Raw genomic sequence first — 20,791 nt, 5'->3', positions numbered from 1 at the left:
TCCGGCCCCCGACTCCGCGATAACCTCGCCCCGTGACCGATCAGCAAGCACAGGGGTTCGAACGGGGCACCGACGGACCCAAGGTCATCCTCGTCGGGCTGGACGGCTCCGACTCCTCCCTGCGCGCCGTGGCCTACGCCGCGGGCCTCGCCCGACGCCAGCACGCCCTGCTCGCCATCGTCTACGTACAGCCGTTGCTGGCGGCGAGCGCGGCGCTCGGGGTGCCGGTGGCCGGGACCACCGAGGAGATCGCCGAGCGGCTCGTGGCGCAGATCCGTGAGGCCGCCGAGCAGGCGAAGGGGATCTTCGAGGTGCGCTGGGAGTTCCACACACTGCGCGGCGACCCGTACGGCGGGCTGGTGAAGGCCGCGGACGACCTCAAGGCCGACGCGGTCGTCGTGGGCGCCTCCGAGCAGGCCGGCCACCGGATCGTCGGCTCGGTGGCCGTACGCCTGGTCAAGGCGGGCCGCTGGCCGGTCACGGTCGTCCCCTGACCGGGGTGCGCGGCCGGTCTACTTCCCCATCAGCAACCCGTGCTGCGCGGCGCCCCGGCTGAGGACGACCTCTCGAATCCGGTCCCGTACGGCGGTGACATGCGCCCCCGAGCCGGACTCGATCAGTGCGTTGAGGTTGACGACCCGTCCCGTGCCGACGTCGAACCACTGGGGTACGAACTCGGCCCTGGTCACCTCCCAGCGGGCGCCGGGCCGAGCGGGCGGGGCGAAGGTGAAGCGGGCCAGGGTCCCCTCGTTGCCGCGTGGGTCCGGGGCCCCCGAGTGGTTGAACATGGCCCCCGCGATCTGATCGCCCATCCCGTAGACCACCCAGGTCCCGTTGACCTTCTCGTACGCCTGCGGAACGTGCGCGTGGGTACCGAGGATCAGGTCGATGTCGGCCCGTCCGTCCGTGGCGGCCTTGGTGAGCTGCTCTCCCAGGCTCAACTGCCGGGCGTCGGGCGCGTCCTGCCATTCGGTGCCCCAGTGCAGCGATACGACCACCACGTCGGCCCCCGCGGCGCGTGCGGTCCGGGCGTCGGTGAGGATGCGCTCGCGGTCGATGAGGTTCACGGCCCAGGGCCGGTCCGCGGGCAGGGGGATGCCGTTGGTGCCGTAGGTGTACGCGAGATGGGCGACCTGGGCGCTTCCGGCACGCATCAGCGTGGTGGCCGCCGCCTCCTGCGCCGTGCGCGCCGATCCCGTGTGCCGTACGTCGGCGCGGTCGAGGGCGTCCAGGGTGCGCTGGATGCCGGTGGCGCCATCGTCGAGGGTGTGGTTGGAGGCGGTGGAGCAGCCGTCGTACCCGGTGGCGGCCAGCCCTTCGGCGACCTCCGGCGGGGACTTGAAGGTCGGGTATCCGCTGTAGTTGCCGTCCGCGCCGTAGACGGTCTCCATATGGCAGAGCGCCAGATCCGCTGCCGAGACCACGGGCTTCACCCCGGCGAGCATCGGCCGGAAGTCGTACGCGGCGCCGCCGCCGTCCCTGTGCGCCTGCTCGATGATCGACATATGCGGCAGGACGTCCCCCGAGGCGACGAGGGTGAAGCCGCGGGGAGACGCGGCGGGGACCGAGGGCGCGGGCTGTCCCGAGCGGCTCGGCGGGGCGGCGGACCGGTGGGTCTGGCAGCCGGCGGCGCCGACGAGAAGAACGGCGAGGCCGTATCCGATGGTTCGCCCACGTACGCGCATGCTGAACACCCCGTCACGGTCGTATTTACTTACGATCCGTCAAGAATCCGCATACATCGGAAATGCCCGTCAAGAACCCGAACCGGACATCACCCGAAGGACTCACACCTTCCTCACCCGAGCGGAGGCCGACACACGCCCGGATGAGCGACAGCGGCGCCCGCCGCCCCGCCCCAGGGGGCGCGCACACGGGCCACGCACCACCCGCCGCCCCTCAACCCACCAGAAACACGCACCCCGCCCCATCAGCCCGTCCGGCGTGTGCGGACGGGCTATTCAGGCCGGTCAGGTCCGGAGGCGGAGCCTCCGAGAGCACCGGCCGACCGTTCATCGCGCCGTTCGTCGCAGGCTTTGACCGTCCGCCGCAGACCCGTGACAGGCCCCTGTCCCCGCGGACCGGCTCGCGTTCCCATACGGCCATGACGGCCGGAACCATAATCACCAACGGGACGACCGCCGAACACGAGCTGGCCGAGCTCCAGCGCGAACACGGCCGCCCCCTCTTCGCCCTGATGCTGCGGCTCTCCGACGGGGACCGCCACCGCGCCGAGGACCTGGTGCAGGAGACCTTCGTACGCGCCTGGCAGCACCCCGAGGCGCTGCGCGCCGACGACTTCGCCTCCGTACGACCGTGGCTGCTCACCGTCGGGCGGCGGCTCGCCATCGACGCGCGGCGGGCCCGGCAGGCGCGTCCCGCCGAGGTCGGGGACGCGATCCTGGAGAACGCCCGGGTGATCGCCGACCACTCCGAGCGGTCGGTCGCCACCCTCGACGTACGCGAGGCTGTGAAGACACTCACTCCCGAGCACCGTGAAGTACTGGTGCAGGTGTACTTCCAGGGTGCGAGTGTGGCGGAAGCCGCCGAAGCCCTGGGAATCCCGCCCGGTACGGTGAAGTCCCGCGCGTACTACGCGCTGCGCGCCCTGCGCCGGGTGCTTCCGGGATACGCGGCCGACCTGCGGTGAAACCCACGGCCGAGTCAAGCCTCCGTAAAGCGCCTTGCCGAGGACCACGGTTGAGCAATCAGCTGTGTACATCCGTGTTCCGGATAGGGGACCGGGGTCCGGCTTTCCGGGCCCCGGGTTCGGGCGACGCGCATGCACCGGAGGAGGGCAGGAAGGGATGCTGCACAGAGGTCAAGAGAGCACGGACGGCGCCGGCGGCGGCGAACTGACCGTCCCGATGGCGTGGTTCTACGCCGAGTACATCGCCGAGGAACTGCTGCGGACCGGCGATCTGATGCCGCCGACGTCCTTCGAGTTCCGGGCCGGGCGCGACGCCCTGGCGCTGACCATCTTCCTCGCGGACTCCGGCGGTGAGCTCTCCGGCATCCGGGTCGTCACCCAGCTGGAGACCTGGCTGTCGCTGACGGCGTACGACCAGCCGTGGCAGGACTGGGTGTGCGAGCGCATGGCCCACTTCACCGCCGAGGCGCTGGAGAAGGGCGGCCCGTCGCCGGATCTGGACCTGGCGGAGGCGGCCTGGCGCTGGCTGGAGGAGACGGAGCTGCTCGCACCCGATCTGGACGCGGTGCCGGGCGGGGGCGCGGTCGTCGGTGAGGACGACGGTCCAAAGGTTTGGACACCTGCCTGGCGGCTCGGTCTGCCGCTCGGACATCTGGCGATCCATCTCTTCTGACCCGGGCGATCCCCTCGCGCCGATGTGGTGACGCGTGTCTTCCTCGGCCCGAACGGCCAGTTCGGGCACGGAAGGGCCAACTTTTTCGGACTCCGACCAATCCGCCGGGCGGGCGGCTCCGAATCTTTTGGTTGGCATTGGCTGTGAGGCTTGAGTGATTCGCCGGTCTGGTCCGTACCGGTGGGGGCAGGAAGCAACCCCCACCGCTCACCGGCCCGAGGAATTGCCATGTGGTCCCAGGATCGTCATCACGACGTCGGCGCGTACGCGCTGGGCGTGCTGGACGAGGTGGAGTCCTTCCACTTCGAGGACCATGTCCGCGGCTGCCCCCGGTGCGCGGTACATGTCACCGAGTTCCGACCGGCCGCCCGGCAGTTGATGCTGTACCGGAACGCGACACCGCGCTCCGTGCACCCCTTCGCCGCGCCCGGCCCCCAGCTGCTGGGCAAGCTGCTCGACGAGGTCGGCGCCCGCCGACGCGCCAAGCGCAGGCGCTGGCTCTACGCGGTCGCCGCGTCCGTGATCATCGCGATCGGCGGCCCCGCCGTCGCCGTTCTCGCCGGTCCGGGCGAGGCCCCCGACACGGTCGCCGCGACCGACGCCGAGACCGGTGTATGGGCCGAGGTCAAGGCCCAGGAACACGTCTGGGGCAGCGACCTCGCGCTCAAGGTCAAGGAGGCCGAAGGGGCCCACGCCTGCCGGCTCGTCGTGGTCGGCAAGGACGGCACCGAGGAGACGGCCGCCAACTGGAAGTCCCCCGGCGGCCCCGGCTCCACGGCCGAGATGATCGGCGGCACCGCGATGCAGCTCGAAGACATCAGCCACTTCGAGGTACGCAGCCAGGAGGGCGAACTGCTGGTCACGCTGAAGGCACCGGCGTGGCGGTGAGGGGCCAGCGTGGCGCTGGGGCCCGGCATGGCCGAGGGCCCGGCATGGCGCTCAAAGCTCCGACCATTGCCGCCGGGGGCTTCGGCAGTGCCGCAGGATTGGTCCGTACCTTCAATGGTTTCGGACCCTGCGGTTCGTTCCGCTCGCCCTACTTCAGCAGTCGTGACATACGCCGGTCGGCGAGCGGCTTGCCGCCGGTCTGGCAGGTCGGGCAGTACTGGAGCGAGGAGTCGCTGAAGGAGACCTCGCGGATGGTGTCGCCGCACACCGGACAGGCCTCGCCGGTACGGCCGTGGACGCGCAGTCCGCTCTTCTTCTCCGCCTTCAGCCGCCCTGCGGCCAGCCCCCGCGAGCGCTCGACGGCCTCGGTGAGCGTGCTCCGCAGCGCCTCGTAGAGCGACCGGGTCTCCGCCGGCCCGAGCGACGAGGCCAGCTTGAACGGTGACATCTTCGCGGCGTGCAGGATCTCGTCGCTGTACGCGTTGCCGATCCCCGCGATCAGACTCTGGTCCCGCAGCGCGCCCTTGATCTGCCGCCGCTCCGTCGCGAGGAGTTCGGCGAACCGCGCCTCGTCGAAGTCCTCGGCCAGCGGGTCCGGCCCGAGCCGGGCGACGCCCGGGACCGCGCCGGGCTCCCGTACGAGGTGGACGGCCAGCCGTTTCTGGGTGCCGGCCTCGGTGAGGTCGAACCCCTCCCCCGTCTCCAGCGCGACCCGCAACGCCAGCGGGCTCTTCCCGCCCGGCTTCGGCGGCCCGTCGGGCAACCGGTCCCGCCACTGCAGCCAGCCGGCTCGCGCCAGATGCGCCACGAGGTGCAGTTCGCCGCGGTCGCCCTCGATGTCCAGGAACTTGCCGTACCGCCGCACGGCCGTGATCTCCCGCCCCTCGAAGGCGCTGATCGGCGGGTCGTAGGTCTTCAGCACGCTGATCGCCACGGGCAGGACACGGATGACCTCATGGCCGATCAGTTTCTCGACCAGGAAGTCCCGGAGTGCCTCGACCTCGGGGAGTTCCGGCATAGGTCCAGAGTGCCATGGGGTGACGACCCGTGGGCGACCGCAGGTAGTAGGTGGCTGGTCGCGCATTTCCCCGCGCCCCTTGAAAGCACGGCCCTGCGGGCCGATGAAAAATCAGGGCGCAGCCCGATTTTTCAGGGGCGCGGGGAACTGCGCGACCAGCCATACACCACCCGCACCCGCCCACGAACCCCCACCCCCGAGTTCCTAGGCGCCCCCCGAAACCACAAACTCGCACCACACACACTTCCCCCCACCCCTCGCCTCCACCCCCCACACATCCGTCAGACAGTCCACCAGCAGCAGCCCCCGCCCCGACACCCCGTCCTCCCCGGCCTCCCGCCGCCGGGGCAGCGCGCTCGACGAGTCCTCCACCTCGACCCGGAGGCGCCGTTCGGAGCCGCTCAGCACCCGAAGGGTCACGACGGCGGAGCCCTCCGTGTGCATCAACGCGTTGGTGATCAGTTCATCGGCGACGAGTTCGATCTCGTCGGCACGATCACCGGCCCCCCAGCCGCGTACCGTCGCACGGATCACGCGCCGGGCCTCGGCGAGCGCCTCGGGATCGCCGGGCGCGACATGCCGCTGGAGCCGCCCGCCGGGCTCCGGCTCCGCGCCGCGGCTGCGCCGCCGGAGCAGCAGCAGGGCCACGTCGTCGTCACCACCCCGCTCCTCCGCCACATCGATCAGCCGGTCGGCGAGATCGTCGACGTCGTCCGGCCCGGTGGCGATGAGCGCCTCCAGCGTGCGCATCCCGTCGTCGAGGTCGGCGCCGGGCTGTTCGATGAGGCCGTCGGTGCACAGCAGCAGCGTCTGCCCGGGGTCCAGTTCGATCGTGGAGACGGGGTACTCCACGCCCCCGAACTCGGCGGACAGCCCGAGCGGCAGCCCTCCGTCCACGGTCACCCGGCGGCAGATGCCGTCGGTGCCACGGATGAGGGGGTCGATATGGCCGGCCCGGACGGCCTGGACCACTCCGGTGGCGAGATCGGTCTCGGCGTAGAGGCAGGTGGCGAAGCGGTCGGTGTCGAGTTCGTGGAGGAAGGCGGAGGCGCGGGCCATCACGGTGGCCGGGGTGTGCCCCTCGGTGGCGTAGGCCTTGAGGACGATGCGCAGCTGGCCCATGACGGCCGCCGCGTGGGTGTCATGGCCCTGGACGTCGCCGATGACGGCGCCCACGCGTCCGCCCGGCAGGGGGATGAGGTCGTACCAGTCGCCGCCGATGTCCCGGCCGAGGCTGCCGCCGAAGGACGCGGCCCGGTAGCGGACGGCGATGTCGGCGCCGGGGACGCTGGGGATGGAGCGGGGCAGCATGGCCTGCTGAAGGCCCTCCGCGAGGTCCTTCTCCTGCTCGTAGAACATGGCCCGCTGCAGGCTCTGGGCGATGCTGCTGCCGAGCGCGATGAGGACGTCGCGCTCCTCGGTGGTGAAGCCCCAGCGGTCGTTGTAGAGCAGCCCCATCGCGCCGATGGGGCGGGCCTGCACGATCAGCGGCAGATACGCGGCCGAGGTGATCTTGAGGTCGGTGATGTGCGGCCACAGCAGCGGATAGGACTCGGCGAACTCCTCCGGTGACTCGATGAAGTGCGGCAGGAGGTGCCGTACGACCTCGTTCATCGGGTACTTCACATCGAGGCGGGTGATCCGGGTGCCGGGGACGTAGCTGTCCTCGGGGCCGGCGGCGACCATGCGGATGCGGCCGGCCTCCACCAGGCCCATGACGAGGCTGGTGGCACCGAGGTGGGTGAGGCCGTCGGTGTCCTCCAGGACGTCGATCACGTCCTGGACGGTACGGGCGTGGGCCAGGGCGGCGGTGATGATCTGCACGACGTCGGAGCGCCGTCGAGGGGCCCGGGTCCGCCGTACCACGGGTTCGCCGCGGGCGTGGATCTCGCGCAGTTCATGGGTGGCGTCGCGGACGATGCCGATGACGCGGTACGGGCGGCCCGTCCCGTCGCGGCGGATGTAGCCCTGGGTGTGGGTCCAGCGCATCGTGCCGTCGCGCATGCGGATGCGGAAGTAGGCGCCGTAGTTCTCGCTGCCGTCCTTCATGGCCTGGGCGACGAGGGTGTCGAGTCTGCGGCCCTCCATCGGCGGGACCCTGAGGGTCAGGCTCATCGGGTCGCCGTCGTATTCGTCCGGGCGCAGATCGAAGACCTCGTGGGCGGTGGCGTCCATGTGGAAGGTGCCCGCGTCGAGGTCCCAGTCGAAGCTGCCCATCAGATTGAGCGCCAGGACCGGGTCCGGGTGGGCGAGCCAGTCGTCCGGCACCGGCGACTCACCCGCTCCCCGATCGACCATGGGGCCACTTTGACAGCATTCGCCCGATTAATCGAGTGGAGGGGCGCCCTCGTACCGGCCCACTATTGTCGATACCGCACCCGTCCCGGCGCGCGATCCAGGAGCGCGAGAGCCATGGAGTGGTTCACGGCACCCGAGTACGAGCTGAGCCGGCTGGTCTTCCAGCGCGCCCTGGCGGTGATCTATCTGGTGGCCTTCCTGAGCGCGGCCCGGCAGTTCCGGGCGCTGCTCGGGGAGCGGGGCATGCTGCCGATCCCCCGGTACGTCCGGCTGGTGCCCTTCCGGCGCGCACCGAGCGTGTTCCACCTCCGCTACTCGGACCGCTTCTTCGCGGGCTGGGCGTGGACGGGCTGTGCGGTGTCCCTGGCGCTCGTGGCCGGGCTGGACTCGCTGTTGCCGCTCTGGGGCGCGATGCTGCTGTGGCTGGTGCCGTGGGCGATGTATCTGTCGATCGTGAACGTCGGCCAGACCTGGTACTCGTTCGGCTGGGAGTCCCTGCTGCTTGAGGTCGGCTTCCTGGCCGTGTTCCTGGGCAACGACGAGGTGGCACCGCCGATCGTGGTGCTGTTCCTGCTGCGCTGGGTGCTGTTCCGGGTCGAGTTCGGCGCCGGGCTGATCAAGATGCGCGGCGACGCGTGCTGGCGGAAGCTGACCTGTCTGGACTTCCACCATGAGACCCAGCCGATGCCGGGCCCGCTGAGCTGGTTCTTCCACCATCTGCCGAGGCCGTTCCACCGGATCGAGGTCGCCGCGAACCACTTCACCCAACTCGTCGTCCCGGTCCTGCTCTTCACCCCGCAGCCGATCGCCACGGCCGCCGCCTCGCTGATGGTCCTCACCCAGCTCTGGCTGGTCCTGTCCGGCAACTTCTCCTGGCTGAACTGGATCACCATCGTGCTGGCCCTGTCCGCGATCGACTTCGGCGGTACTCCCTCGGACGCCCCCGCCTCGCCGCTCTGGTACGAGATCGTCGTCCTCGCCGTCACCGCGCTGGTCCTCTGGCTCAGCTACCACCCGGTCCGCAATATGATCTCCCGCCGCCAGATCATGAACCGCTCGTTCGACCCGCTCCATCTGGTCAACACCTACGGGGCGTTCGGCAGCGTCAGCCGGGTGCGGTACGAGGTGGTGATCGAGGGGACGGCGGACGACGTAGCGCGCGAGGACTCGCGCTGGCTGGAGTACGAGTTCAAGGGCAAGCCGGGCGATCTCCGGTACTGGCCGCGCCAGTTCGCCCCGTACCATCTGCGGCTGGACTGGCTGATGTGGTTCGCGGCCCTCTCCCCCGCCTACGCCGACGCCTGGTTCGGCCCCCTGGTGGAGCGCCTCCTGGAGAACGACCGGGACACCCTCCGTCTGCTGCGCCGCTCGCCCTTCCCCGCCGACACCCCGCCCCGCTTCGTCCGCGCCCGCCTCTTCCACTACCGCTACACGACCTGGCGGGAACTCCGGACGACGGGCGCCTGCTGGGAGCGGACGTACGTACGGGAGTTCATGCCGCCGACGCGGCTGGCCGGGACGGCGGCGCGAAGGCCGTAGAACGGGCCGCGCGGAGGTCGCGGACGAGCCGAGCGGAGGCCATGGAACGGGCCGGGCGCTCCGCGGAGCGTCCCCGGTGACCCGCTTCTTCATCACAGTCTCTCGACTTGACCCCGCCCCACAGGGCACAGTGCTCTCCTCGTGCTCGTCCCTTACTCGCGAGTACGCCCTTCCGTCGCGTCCGGAGTCGACGCGCACGACCGCCAGGGAGAGTGCCCGTGACCAACTGGGCCGGCCGGACCGCCGCCGAGATCGCCACCGCCGTACGGGAGAAGCGGGTCACGCCGAGAGAGGTGGTGGCTCGGCATCTGGCGCGGATCGAGGCGGTGGACGGGCGGGTCGGGGCGTTCCGCGTGGTGCGGGCGCGGGCGGCCCTGGAGGAGGCGGAGGAGGTGGCCGCACGGGCCGATCTGACCGAACTGCCCCTGGCGGGCGTGCCGGTGGCGATCAAGGACAACCTCGCCGTACGGGGCGAGTCGACCCGCAACGGTTCCGCCGCGACGCCGGACCGTCCGGCCGAAGCCGACCATGTCACGGTGGCCCGGCTGCGGGCGGCGGGTGCGGTGGTCGTGGGGCTGACGAACGTGCCCGAGCTGTGTGTCTTCGGCACCACGGACGGCGTGCACGGCACCGCGCGCAATCCGTGGGACGTCTCGCGCACGACCGGGGGTTCGTCGGGCGGCAGCGCGGCGGCCGTCGCCGCCGGGCTGGTGCCGATCGCGCTCGGCAACGACGGCATGGGCTCGCTGCGCATACCGGCCGCCAACTGCGGGCTGATATGCCTGAAGCCGGGCTCCGGGGTGATCCCGGCGGGCATCGGGCACGGCGACTGGTTCGGCATGTCCGAGAACGGCCCGCTCACGACGACGGTCGAGGACGCCCGACTGATGTTCCAGGTCCTGGCGGACACCACACTCGACCGACCGGTCGAGGCTTCCGCCCCACGCCGTGTGGCCCTCTCCGTACGCAGCCCGCTGGTCGGGGTGACCGTCACCCGCCCGTACGCCGATGCCGCGCGCCGGGCCGCCGATGTGCTGGCCCGCGCCGGGCACACGGTCCGCCCGGCCGACCCGCCGTACCCCCTCTGGCTGGGTACGACGTCGCTGGCGCACTGGACGGCGGGCACCGCCGTGGACGCCGGCGATCTCGACCCCCGACGGCTCGCCCGGCGCACCCGGGTGCACGCGGCGGTGGGGCGTCGCTTCCTGAACGGGGTCCGCAAGGGTGACCGGCGGGAGCAGCTCAGGCGCCGTATGGAGCCGTTCTTCGCCGAGCACGACATCCTGCTCACCCCGGCGCTCGCCCGGCGCGGGCCCGCCGCGGCGAACTGGCACGAGCGGGGCTGGCTGCGCAATCTGCTGGTCAACACCACCTACTCGCCGCTCACCCCGCCTTGGAATCTGACGGGGTGGCCGGCGATGTCGGTGCCGTTCGACACGCTCCCCTCGGGCGCCCCCTGCGCGATACAGCTGGTGGGCCGTCCGGGCACGGAACTCGAACTGCTTGAGCTGGCCGGGCAGTTGGAGCGGCTGCATCCGTGGCAGCGGACGGCGTCGATCGGTTAGCGGGGACTTGGCGGCAGCAGGCCCTTCAACGGGGCGCCTTCACAGGGCCTTGTACATGATGTGCAGGCCGACCGGGCCGTGACTCGGGTGGTCGAAGGCGTCCGGCACGGTGCCGAGGACGGTGAAGCCGAGGGAGGTCCACAGCCGTACGGCCGGGTTGGTCTCGACGACGGCGTTGAAGACCATGCCCCGGTAGCCGTGGGCCTTGGCAGCGGTCAGGACATGTGCGGCGAGGGCCCGGCCGATGCCGCGTCCGCCGTGGTCGGGGTCGACCATGAAGCCGGCGTTGGCCACATGGGCGGCGGGGCCGCCGTAGTTCGGGGTGAGGTAGGCGGAGCCGACGATCGCTCCGGTGTCGTCCTCGGCGATGTACACACGCTTGGCGGGGGACATCCACAGGGCGCGGGCGGCCTCCTCGGAGGTGTCCGGGTCCCATGAGTAGGTCTCACCGGCGGCCACGACGCGGTGCCAGAACGGCCAGATACCGGGCCAGTCGTCGGCGGTGGCTTCTCTGATCTGCATGGGCGTGAGTCTGGCACGCCCATGCAGACGGCGATCGCGATGCTCCTGCCGGGGTCAGTCGACGCTGGGCAGGATGTGGGGCTCGGCGAGGTCGTCCTCGTAGCCCGCCAGGCGGATCGGGGCGGACCTTGCCCACACGTCCAGACTGCCGAGCTCCTTCTTGGAACGGCTGTTGGGCTCCGTGCGTTCCTTGGGGCGTTGATCGCGATTCGTCTTCTCCGGTGTCACCGCGCACTCCTTATGTGTCGGGTCACCCTCGGGACGTCGGCCCAGCCTGCCGCTGTGCGCCTGACGTCCGCTTGGGTCTGAGTCGTTGTCAGTTCGGACGCGGTGGCGCCGTCTCGCTTGGGTGGTGCAGGCCGTGATGACCGGCTTGTCCCGGGACGGACCGTGGGTGTGGGTGGGACCCAGTTCAGGCTGTCCGTCCGGTACAGAGTAACCAAATGAGCGGGGGTCCGCTCTATGGGGCTGAAAAGATGGAAGGACCGGGGAGAGTCTTTCCTCTTTCATTACCCCCCACCCCAGGGCGACTTGGCCTGCTCCGCCGCTTTTGCCGCCACCCGTTCGGCTCAGTGCCGCGCCGCTCGCCGGTCGGCGAACCTCCGGATCACTGTCCTCGGCACGCAGTTCAGGTCCTGTTGGCCGTATCGCAAGCCGACCATGATCTGGTGGGTCGTCGCAACGGCATTTCTCGCGGGCGGACTCGGGAGGACCGACGCATGGAGCTGCGGAGCGTCGAGGAGCTGATGGATCTGCTGCACGCCTGCCGGGGCGGCGCGGACACACCGGACCGCCACCGGGACGCCCCGGACGGCCGTTCGAGTAGGGCTGTCGTTCGTGTCGATCCGCACGAGCACGCCCTCCAGACCGCCGCGCTGCTGCGCCGGGGGCGGCCCGCCGACAAGGAACTCCAGGTGGCCGGCCTGGTCCATGCCCTCGGGCAGTTGCTCCGACCGGGCGACGACACGAGCCACGCCGACCTCGCCGCCGACGCGGTACGGCCCCTGCTCGGAGACCGGGTCGCCCGGCTCGTACGCCTGCACGCCCTGGGCCCCGACGACCTCGTACGGCTGCACGCGGGCGGTCTGGTGGACGCCGTGCTCGTCGACGACGTGCTGACGCTGCGGCAGGCGGACGAGGCGGGCCGGACACCCGGGGTGGACGCCGGGGTCCTGGAGGACTGGCGCACGGTGCTGGAGCTGGTGGCCGACCGCGCGGGCCGGGTGGGCGCGTCGTCGCCGGGCGCGTAGGCCCCCACCACGGGCGTCGTACGTCTCACCACTTGCCGGGGGCGTAGTCCTTCATGAAGACGCCGTACAGATCCTCGCCCTGTTCGCCGCGGACGATCGGGTCGTAGACGCGGGCGGCGCCGTCGACGAGGTCGAGCGGGGCGTGGAAGCCGGCCTCGGCGAGGCGGAGCTTGTCATAGTGCGGGCGCTCGTCGGTGATCCAGCCGGTGTCGACCGAGGTCATCAGGATGCCGTCGGTGTCGAACATCTCCTGGGCGCTGGTCCGCGTCACCATGTTCATGGCGGCCTTGGCGGCGTTGGTGTTGGGGTGGCCCGCGCCCTTGTAGCCGCGGCTGAACACCCCTTCCATCGCCGAGACATTGACGACGTACGCGCGCCTGCTGGTCGCCTTGCGGGCTGCGTCGGCCATCACCGGCCGCAACTTGCTGATCAGGATGAAGGGCGCCGTGTAGTTGCACAGCTGGGTCTCAAGGAGTTCCACCGGGGAGATCTGCTCGATGGACTGCACCCAGGTGTTGGTGTCGACGACGTCGGGGACCAGTCCGCCGGCGTCGATGGCGGTGCCGTCGAGGTGCCGGGCGACGCTGGCGTTGCCGGCGACCAGGGCGAGGTCGGCGACCTTCTGCGCGTCGAGTCCGCCGGAGCCGAGCGGGAGGGCGGCGAGACCGTCGACCGCGCCCGATCCGAAGGCGCCGATGACGTGGTGGGCGGGCAGCTCACCGGCGGGCAGCGGCGCGGACTCGCCGTCGACCAGCGCGGCGTAGGCGGAGGGCAGCCGGCGTACGGTCTGGGTCGCGTTGTTGATGAGGATGTCGAGCGGGCCCTGCTCGCCGATCTGTTCGGCGAGGGCCACGGCCTGGGCCGGGTCGCGCAGGTCGATGCCGACGACCTCCAGGCGGTGGAGCCAGTCCGCCGAGTCGTCCATGGCCTTGAAGCGGCGGATGGCGTCCTTCGGGAACCGGGTGGTGATCGTGGTGTGGGCGCCGTCGCGCAGCAGCCGCAGCGCGATGTACATGCCGATCTTGGCCCGGCCTCCGGTGAGGAGGGCGCGCTTGCCGGTGAGGTCGGCGCGGGCGTCGCGGCGGGCGCGGTTCTCGGCGGCGCACTTCTGGCAGAGCTGGTGGTAGAAGTAGTCGACCTCGACGTAGCGGGCCTTGCAGACGTAGCAGGAGCGGGGGCGCTGGAGTATCCCCGCGATCTGGCCGGCCTCGGTGACGGACGACGGCAGGATGCCCTCGGTCTCGTCGTCGATGCGCTGGGCGGAGCCGGTGGCGGTGGACTCGGTGACCGTCTTGTCGTGCGCGGTCTTGGCGGCGCGGCGCTCCTGGCGGCGGCGCTGCTTGACCGTGCGGTAGATGCCGGCCGTGGCGCGGCGTACCGCGATGGCGTCCGGGTGGTCGACCTCCAGCTTGTCCAGCTCTTCGAGCACGCTGAGGCACACGGCAAGCCGCTCGGGGTCGATTCCGGGGCCGTACACGGCCTCGTCGGTCGCCGCCGTGCCGTCGTCTGTCACCGTCATCGTGCTGCCTGTTCCCGTGGTGGTTGCCTGCGGCTGCCTGCGGCGCCTTGGCTGTGTCTGCCGTTCGAACGCGGAATTCTACGGAGCGCCGGCCCCACTCACCAAAACCGGCTCCCGCCCCCGCCGCCCCTACCCGTCCCATCCCCAGGGGCTGCGCCCCTTCGACCCCCGCCCACCAGCTCGTGAGGGTGGGGTTTGCTCGGCGGGTGCGGGTGGTGGGTGGTTGCTCGCGCAGTTCCCCGCGCCCCTGAAAATGCAGGGGCTGCGCCCCGCATTTTCATCGGCCCGCAGGGCCGGATCTCTTAGGGGCGCGGGGAACTGCGCGACCAGCCCCCACCCACCCGCACCCGACAGACCGCCCTCCATTCCCTCGACGGGGGTCGAAGGGGCGCAGCCCCTGGGGACGGGAATGGGTAGGGGCGGCGGGGGCGGAGAAGGTCAGGGAGTGCAGACCGAGCGCAGGTGTTCCACCTCTCGTCGCACCGACATCCCCAGCAGATCCAGATCCGGCACGGCCTCCCCATCGGCCACCAACCCGTAGTGGACGTTCCCCCGATACGTGGAGACGGCCACCGCCAGAGACTGCCCATGCGCCAGCGGAGCCAGAGGATAGACCTCGGTCAGCGGACACCCGCCCAGCTTCAGACCGAGGCTGGGCAGAGGAACACTCGTGACCAGGATGTCGAACCAGAGCCGAGCCGCCTGGCTGACCAGCGGACCCCCCAGCCGATGCCCCAGCGGCGGCACATGATCGGCCAGCAACGCCACCGCACCGGCCCCCCGATTGGGCCCCACGTCCTTGTTCCGGTCCATCGCGGTGCGCACCGTACGGAGTCGGCGGAGGGGATCGGGATCGCCCACCGGGAGCTTCATCAGATACCCGGAGAGTCGGTTGCCCTGGGGGTGCGCCGTACGGGGACGGCGCTTGGAGACGGGGATCAGCGCCCGGGGCGCGATGCCCTCGCTGCCGTCACCGCGCTCGTCCAGCCAGCGCCGCAGCGCACCCGCGACCACCGCGATCAGGACGTCGTTGACGGTGCCGCCGACCGTCTTGCGGATGATGTGCACCTCGTCCAGATCCACGACCACACCCGCCGTACGACGGGTGCCGCTGGGCTCGGAGGTCAGCGCCGTGGACGAGCGGGGCGCCAGCGTCGCGTCCAGGGTCGTACGGGCGACGGAGGCGCCGATGTCCAGGGCTCGGCCGAGGTCGGAGAGGGTGCCCCGGACGCGGTCGGGGAGTCTGCGGACCTCGCCGAGGAGGCCGAGGCGTGGCTCCGCGGGGCGGGGCCGGGGCGCGGGCATGTCCATGGGGTCCATGACGGCCGCGGCGAGGGTCAGCGCGCGCAGACCGTCGGCGAGGGCGTGGTGGAACTTGAAGAGCACGGCGAAGGAGGTGCCGTCCTCGCCGGGCAGGACGTGGGCCTCCCAGGGCGGCCGGCCCCTCTCCAGCGGGCGTTCCATCAGCCGTCCGGCGACCGTGTGGAAGTCGGCGGTCGGGGCGTGCAGCCGTACGTGGTCGTAGGGCTCGAAGTCGGCGACGGGCTCACGGGTCGCGCCGCCGAAGGCCAGCGGCAGTCGTACGTTCGGCAGCCAGACATCGCGGATGCGCATCCTCAGCCCCGGCACACCGGCGGCGCGCGCGGCGAGCAGGTCGGCGGCGTGGGCACCGGCCGTGGGCGAGTTCGCCGCGAAGACCCCCAGTGCGGCCAGGTGCATGGGGTGGTCGGCGGACTCGATGTTCCAGAACGCCAGGTCGAGTGGTGCGAGCGGGTCGGAAGTCAATGGCTTGCCTCGCGTCGGCGACGGGGGAATCTGCAGTCAATCGCCGTTGCCCGATTACGGTCAAGTACGATCAAGCTACGCACAGTTAACAACAGATTAAGTCCCACCTCGATGAGAAAGGTGGGACTGATGGTGCATCTGTGGTCACTATGGGGACGTAGGTCACCCTGACGGGCCACATCGCGACCTCGCGCCTACGACACCTACGACACCCGCTGCCCCTTCCCCAGGGCGATCACTCCGCCCTCGGAGACCGTGTACAGCTCGGCGTCCCGCTCCGGGTTGACGCCGATCGTGGCGCCCGGCGGGACCTGGACGTTCTTGTCGAGGACCGCGCCCCGGACCACGGCGCCCCTGCCGATGTGGACGTTGTCGTGCAGGACCGACCCCTGGACGACCGCGCCCGGGTCGACCACCACCCCGGGGGACAGCACCGACCGTGTGACCTGGCCGCGGATCAGACAGCCCGCGCTGATGATCGACTCGCTGGCCATGCCGCCCGCGTTGAAGCGGGCCGGGGAGAGCTGGTTGGAGTGGGTGTAGATGGGCCACTGGCGGTTGAAGAGGTTGAAGGCGGGGCGCTCGGCGATGAGGTCCATATGGGCGTCGTAGTAGGCGTCGAGGGTGCCCACGTCACGCCAGTACCCCTGGTCGCGGCTGGTCTCGCCGGGTACGTGGTTGGCGCTGAAGTCGTACAGCTGTGCCTCGCCCCGGCCGGTGAGCTGGGGCAGGATCGAGCCGCCCATGTCGTGCACGGACTCCTCGTCCTCGGCGTCCCGCTGCAACGCCTCCACCAGGGTCTTGGTGGTGAAGAGGTAGTTGCCCATGGAGGCGTAGACGGACTGGGGGTCGTCCACCAGGCCCGGTGGGTCGGCCGGCTTCTCCAGGAAGCGTTCGACGATCCGGCCGTCGGAGCCCGGGGTGATCACACCGAAGGAGGAGGACTCGGTGCGAGGGACGCGTATGCCGGCCACCGTGACGCCCGCGCCGCCCTCCATGTGCTGGGCCAGCATCTGGCGGGGGTCCATGCGGTAGACGTGGTCGGCGCCGAAGACCGCCACGTAGTCGGGCTGTTCGTCGTGGACGAGGTTCAGGGACTGCAGCAGGGCGTCGGCGCTGCCCAGGTACCAGCGCGGGCCCAGGCGCTGCTGGGCGGGGACCGGGGTGACGTAGTTGCCGAGCAGGCTCGACATCCGCCAGGTGGTGGTGATGTGCCGGTCCAGCGAGTGCGACTTGTACTGCGTGAGCACGCAGATGCGCAGGATGTCGGCGTTGACGAGGTTGGAGAGTACGAAGTCCACGAGGCGGTACGTTCCGCCGAAGGTCACCGCTGGTTTCGCCCGGTCGGCGGTGAGCGGCATCAGCCGCTTCCCCTCGCCGCCCGCCAACACGATTCCCAGTACCGAAGGTCCTCCGCGCCGCATGCCGCCGCCCCTCTGCGCCCGGTCGCGCGCCGGGCGCTGTTCGCCGCTCTGCCCCTGCTGCCCCGTTACCCCTGCTACCTCTGCTACCTCTGTGTGAGAACTTCCTCGTACAACTGGACCGTGCGCCGGGCCACCGCGTCCCAGCCGAACTCGCGCACCGCGCGCTCCCGTCCGGCCTCCCCCATGCGGGCGGCGGCGCCCGGGTCGGCGAGCACCGAGTCGAGGGCGTCGGCGAGCCGTGCCTCGAAGTCGTCCTCGTTGGACACCAGCAGCCCCGTCTCGCCGTCCGCCACGACCTCGGGGATACCGCCGACCCGCGAGGCCACCACGGCCGTACCGCAGGCCATGGCCTCCAGGTTGACGATGCCGAGGGGCTCGTACACCGAGGGGCAGACGAACACGGCGGCGTGGGTGAGGAGTTGGATGACGTCCGCGCGCGGCAGCATCTGCGGAATCCAGAACACGCCCTCGCGCACCCGGCTCAGCTCGTCGAAGAGCTCGCGGAACTCCCGGTCGATCTCCGGGGTGTCGGGGGCGCCGGCGCACAGGACGACCTGGGCGGCCGGGTCGATGTCCCGTACGGCCCGCAGCAGATGGGGCACGCCCTTCTGGCGGGTGATACGCCCGACGAACAGGGCGTACGGGCGGTCGGCGCCGAGGCCGATCCGTTTGAGGACGTCGGTGCCGTGGTCCGGTTTGTAGAGGGAGGTGTCGATGCCGTTGTGCACGACGCGGACCCTGTCCGGGTCGAGGGCCGGATAGCAGCCGAGGATGTCGTCGCGCATGGCACCGGAGACCGCGATCACCGCGTCGGCGGCCTCGATCGCGGTGCGCTCGGCCCAGCTAGACAGGGCGTAGCCGCCGCCCAGTTGTTCGGCCTTCCAGGGGCGCAGGGGTTCCAGCGAGTGCGCGGTCATGATGTGCGGGATGCCGTGCAGCAGCTTGCCGAAGTGGCCGGCGAGATTGGCGTACCAGGTGTGCGAGTGGACCAGTTCGCGGCCTTCGAGTCCGGCGGCGATGGACAGGTCCACGGAGAAGGTGCGCAGCGCGTCGTTGGCGGTGTCGAGCGCGGACCAGGGGCGGTGGCGTACGACGCCTCCGGCGGCGCCCTCGCCCCAGCAGTGCACGTCCAGGTCGACGAGGGAACGCAACTCGTGGGCCAGGAACTCCACATGGACGCCCGCGCCACCGTAGACGTCCGGCGGGTACTCCCGGGTCAACAGGCCGACTCGCACCGGGAACCCCCTGACTCAGCGGCTGGTTCCCACATGGTCACCCACATGGGGCAGTTGCGGAAGACCGCGATCCTCCGGATGCCGGGCATCAAGGGCGCGTCGGCAGCGCACCGAAGGCGTGTCGGGGCATGCCGAGTGCGGCCCCGGGGTGTGTGGAATGCGGTCCGGGGCGGGTCAAGTGCGGCCCGGAGAGGGTCAAGTGCGGCCCGGGGGGCGGTCGAAGCAGCAGTCGCCGCAGAGTCCGCCGCCGGGCAGCCGGTAGTAGAGACAGCAGCTGCGGCGGCGGTGGGTGAGCGGGTCGAGGGTGCCGGAGAGGGTGGGGTGGGCGAGGAGTTCGGCGGCGATCGCGTGGGCCCGACTTCCCACCTCCGCACGGCCGTTGGCATGGCCCCAGCGGTCGAGTTGGCGTACGGCTCCCATGAGGGCGGAGGCGGCGTTGCCCCACAGGAGGCGTGCTGAGATGGGCAGTTGGGCGCGCAGGGCCGCCGCCAGGGGGACGAGGTGGGCGTCCCGTACGGTCTCGCCGACGCGGTCGGCGGGCAGGGGGCGTACGTCCGTGAGCCACAGCTCGTCGGGGGCGCTCGCGTCGGCGTCCCAGCGCAGCAGACGGGGGTCGAGGTCGGGTACGCGGTCGTAAAGGGCGGCGGAGCCGAGGGCGATGGACCAGAGGCGGGCCGCGAAGCCGAGGTGGGCGATGGAGGCGGCGACGCGGGGCTCGGGGGCGCGCACACCCCGCGCGACCTTGTGGACACGGAAAATTACGGGATTCTCATAAACCTCCCTCTCCGGGTCGGCATGCCGTGCCGCGTAGGCCTCTTCGAGGGTGGGGAGCGGGCCGCCCGGGGGTTCTCCCGTGCGTAGGACGAAGAAGCCGCCGAGGGCGGAGAGACCGGTGAGGGCGGCGTCGTGATCCACGACGTCGATTAGTACCAGGGCCTGCGTGTTCGCCCGCCCGGAGGGAGGCACTCCGTGTCGCCCACCCTGGGTATGACTCAGGGCTACCCGTACTCCATCGGTAGTACGACGCAATGAGTGCTCTGGTACGACGACGTGAGCCCCTTCCGCGAGGCATCGTGGACACCATGAGAGCCGACCGTTCACCGCGCCGGGCCGAGCGCCCCCGCGCCGCGCAGAGGAGCCGCTGATGAGCGCCCTCGCGTTGTCCGTGCTGCTGTGCTTCGTATCCGCCGTCGCGTACGCGGGCGGGGCGATCGTGCAGGAGCGCGTCGCGGTGTCCTCCCCCGGTCAGTCCTACGCGCCCCTGCGGCGCCCGGGCTGGTGGTTCGCGGTCGGGTTGAACGGCCTCGGCGGTGTGCTGCACGTGGTGGCCCTGGCCTTCGGGCCGCTGAGCCTGGTGCAGCCGCTGGGCGCGCTGACCATCGTGTTCGCCCTGCCGATGGCGGCGCTGTTCGTGGGCCGGAAGGCCGGCGCGACGGCCTGGCGGGGCGCGATCATGGCGACGGTGGGCCTCGCCGGTCTGCTCTCCCTGGTCGGCTCGGTCGACTCGCAGTCCCTGGGCACCGCCCAGCGCATAGCCGTGGCCGTGGTCAGCGCCGGCGCGGTGGCCGCGCTGATGGTGGCGGCCCGCGCGGCGCACCGGCATCCGGCGACGCGCAGCATCCTGCTGGCGGTCGCGTCCGGTGTCGCGTTCGGTATGTCGTCGGTGTTCACCAAGACGGTCGCCGTGGACTGGACGGACGGCATCGCGCTCGCCCATATACCGACCCTCGCGCTCATAGGTGTCTTCGCCACGGCCGGTCTGCTGCTCTCCCAGGCCTCCTACCGCAGCGGCGGTCTCGCGGCACCGCTCGCCACCCTGACCGTGGTGAACCCGGTCGTGGCGGCGGCGGTCGGCATCACGATGTTCGGCGAGACCTTCCGCTACGGCACCACCGGCACCCTTCTCGCGCTGGGCTGCGGCATCGTCGCGGCGGGCGGCCTGATCCTGCTGACCACCGAGCGGCTCCACGAGGAGGAGCACCAGGGCCCCCTCGACCGACAGGACCACGCCGAGCCCGAGGTGCACGAGAGCGTCACGATCGACGGTCTGGTCCTCCCCGACCGGGAGCACCTCACGGTCGAGGAACTGCTCGCGAGCCTTCCGCGACAGTCGACGGGCGAGGACACGATCGATCTCGACAAGCCGGTGGTCGTGCCGGCCCCGTTCCTGCGCCACGCGTACGGGGACGACGGTCCGTCCGGCCGAATGCTCCAGCAGCCGTTCCACGGCGCGCTGTACGTACCGAGACCGTCTCTCGACCGGCATCGGGACCACGTCAAGTCCTGAGCGGGAGACCCGGCCGCGGGCCTCCCGCCGTGTATCGGACGTACGGCCCCGCACGTACACGTCCCGCGTGACGGGCCGCCCAGGGCGTGCCAGGCGTCGCGGGGCAGGCGGGACTTTCGAAACACGCCCTACGTGCGC

At 71.1% G+C, this 20,791-nt stretch carries 18 protein-coding genes; 8 read left to right on the top strand and 10 right to left on the bottom strand.

Annotation, left to right across the window (positions count from 1 at the left end; genetic code table 11):
* Window positions 1-32 precede the first annotated feature (32 nt).
* On the top strand, window positions 33-494 hold the full coding sequence (locus ACWD4G_RS35895; protein WP_451301109.1) for a universal stress protein: 462 nt from the start codon (window positions 33-35) through the stop codon (window positions 492-494).
* Window positions 495-512: 18 nt separating this feature from the next.
* Here the strand turns inward: ACWD4G_RS35895 and ACWD4G_RS35890 are convergent, their stop codons facing one another.
* Window positions 513-1,685, bottom strand: coding sequence for a CapA family protein (locus ACWD4G_RS35890; RefSeq protein ID WP_451301107.1), 1,173 nt, complete (start codon window positions 1,683-1,685; stop codon window positions 513-515).
* Between the two features lie 419 nt (window positions 1,686-2,104).
* Here ACWD4G_RS35890 and ACWD4G_RS35885 point away from each other — a divergent pair, with 419 nt between their 5' ends.
* From ACWD4G_RS35885 to ACWD4G_RS35875, 3 genes are all read left to right on the top strand, one after another.
* Complete coding sequence (locus tag ACWD4G_RS35885) at window positions 2,105-2,650, top strand: sigma-70 family RNA polymerase sigma factor (RefSeq protein WP_451301105.1); 546 nt, start codon at window positions 2,105-2,107, stop codon at window positions 2,648-2,650.
* 157 nt (window positions 2,651-2,807) lie between these two features.
* Window positions 2,808-3,323 carry a hypothetical protein gene (locus ACWD4G_RS35880; RefSeq protein ID WP_451301103.1) on the top strand — a complete coding sequence of 172 codons (516 nt, stop codon included), beginning with the start codon at window positions 2,808-2,810 and terminating at the stop codon, window positions 3,321-3,323.
* A 228-nt stretch (window positions 3,324-3,551) separates the two neighbouring features.
* Window positions 3,552-4,211: a hypothetical protein gene (locus ACWD4G_RS35875; protein ID WP_451301101.1), complete on the top strand. Its 660-nt coding sequence runs from the start codon at window positions 3,552-3,554 to the stop codon at window positions 4,209-4,211.
* Between the two features lie 148 nt (window positions 4,212-4,359).
* Here the strand turns inward: ACWD4G_RS35875 and ACWD4G_RS35870 are convergent, their stop codons facing one another.
* Window positions 4,360-5,229 carry an Fpg/Nei family DNA glycosylase gene (locus ACWD4G_RS35870; protein ID WP_451301099.1) on the bottom strand — a complete coding sequence of 290 codons (870 nt, stop codon included), beginning with the start codon at window positions 5,227-5,229 and terminating at the stop codon, window positions 4,360-4,362.
* 204 nt (window positions 5,230-5,433) lie between these two features.
* A complete protein-coding gene (locus tag ACWD4G_RS35865; protein ID WP_451301097.1) occupies window positions 5,434-7,527 on the bottom strand; it encodes a SpoIIE family protein phosphatase in 2,094 nt (697 codons plus the stop codon).
* A 114-nt stretch (window positions 7,528-7,641) separates the two neighbouring features.
* Here ACWD4G_RS35865 and ACWD4G_RS35860 point away from each other — a divergent pair, with 114 nt between their 5' ends.
* Window positions 7,642-9,066, top strand: a complete 1,425-nt coding sequence (locus ACWD4G_RS35860; RefSeq protein ID WP_451301095.1) for a lipase maturation factor family protein — start codon at window positions 7,642-7,644, stop codon at window positions 9,064-9,066.
* A 218-nt stretch (window positions 9,067-9,284) separates the two neighbouring features.
* Window positions 9,285-10,631 carry an amidase gene (locus ACWD4G_RS35855; RefSeq protein ID WP_451301093.1) on the top strand — a complete coding sequence of 449 codons (1,347 nt, stop codon included), beginning with the start codon at window positions 9,285-9,287 and terminating at the stop codon, window positions 10,629-10,631.
* Between the two features lie 39 nt (window positions 10,632-10,670).
* Here the strand turns inward: ACWD4G_RS35855 and ACWD4G_RS35850 are convergent, their stop codons facing one another.
* Window positions 10,671-11,153, bottom strand: a complete 483-nt coding sequence (locus tag ACWD4G_RS35850) for an N-acetyltransferase family protein (protein ID WP_451301091.1) — start codon at window positions 11,151-11,153, stop codon at window positions 10,671-10,673.
* A gap of 54 nt (window positions 11,154-11,207) precedes the next feature.
* Window positions 11,208-11,381 (bottom strand): hypothetical protein, encoded by a 174-nt coding sequence (locus tag ACWD4G_RS35845; RefSeq protein WP_451301089.1) that lies wholly within the window; start codon window positions 11,379-11,381, stop codon window positions 11,208-11,210.
* Between the two features lie 491 nt (window positions 11,382-11,872).
* On the opposite strand from ACWD4G_RS35845, the gene ACWD4G_RS35840 reads away from it, so the two are divergent.
* Window positions 11,873-12,403 (top strand): hypothetical protein, encoded by a 531-nt coding sequence (locus tag ACWD4G_RS35840; RefSeq protein WP_451301087.1) that lies wholly within the window; start codon window positions 11,873-11,875, stop codon window positions 12,401-12,403.
* A gap of 25 nt (window positions 12,404-12,428) precedes the next feature.
* On the opposite strand, the gene ACWD4G_RS35835 is transcribed toward ACWD4G_RS35840, so the two are convergent.
* From ACWD4G_RS35835 to ACWD4G_RS35815, 5 genes are all read right to left on the bottom strand, one after another.
* A complete protein-coding gene (locus ACWD4G_RS35835; protein ID WP_451301085.1) occupies window positions 12,429-13,922 on the bottom strand; it encodes an SDR family NAD(P)-dependent oxidoreductase in 1,494 nt (497 codons plus the stop codon).
* A gap of 438 nt (window positions 13,923-14,360) precedes the next feature.
* Window positions 14,361-15,707, bottom strand: a complete 1,347-nt coding sequence (locus ACWD4G_RS35830) for a wax ester/triacylglycerol synthase family O-acyltransferase (RefSeq protein ID WP_451301083.1) — start codon at window positions 15,705-15,707, stop codon at window positions 14,361-14,363.
* Between the two features lie 203 nt (window positions 15,708-15,910).
* Complete coding sequence (gene glgC / locus ACWD4G_RS35825) at window positions 15,911-17,131, bottom strand: glucose-1-phosphate adenylyltransferase (protein ID WP_451301081.1); 1,221 nt, start codon at window positions 17,129-17,131, stop codon at window positions 15,911-15,913.
* Window positions 17,132-17,214: 83 nt separating this feature from the next.
* Window positions 17,215-18,366, bottom strand: coding sequence for a glycogen synthase (gene glgA, locus ACWD4G_RS35820; protein ID WP_451301079.1), 1,152 nt, complete (start codon window positions 18,364-18,366; stop codon window positions 17,215-17,217).
* Window positions 18,367-18,561: 195 nt separating this feature from the next.
* Window positions 18,562-19,281, bottom strand: coding sequence for a (2Fe-2S)-binding protein (locus tag ACWD4G_RS35815; RefSeq protein ID WP_451301077.1), 720 nt, complete (start codon window positions 19,279-19,281; stop codon window positions 18,562-18,564).
* 229 nt (window positions 19,282-19,510) lie between these two features.
* Here ACWD4G_RS35815 and ACWD4G_RS35810 point away from each other — a divergent pair, with 229 nt between their 5' ends.
* A complete protein-coding gene (locus ACWD4G_RS35810) occupies window positions 19,511-20,653 on the top strand; it encodes a DMT family transporter (RefSeq protein ID WP_451301075.1) in 1,143 nt (380 codons plus the stop codon).
* Window positions 20,654-20,791: the final 138 nt, after the last annotated feature.

Source organism: Streptomyces sp. NPDC002643, assembly GCF_053592555.1.
This window is presented reverse-complemented; position numbering and strand designations above follow the sequence as displayed.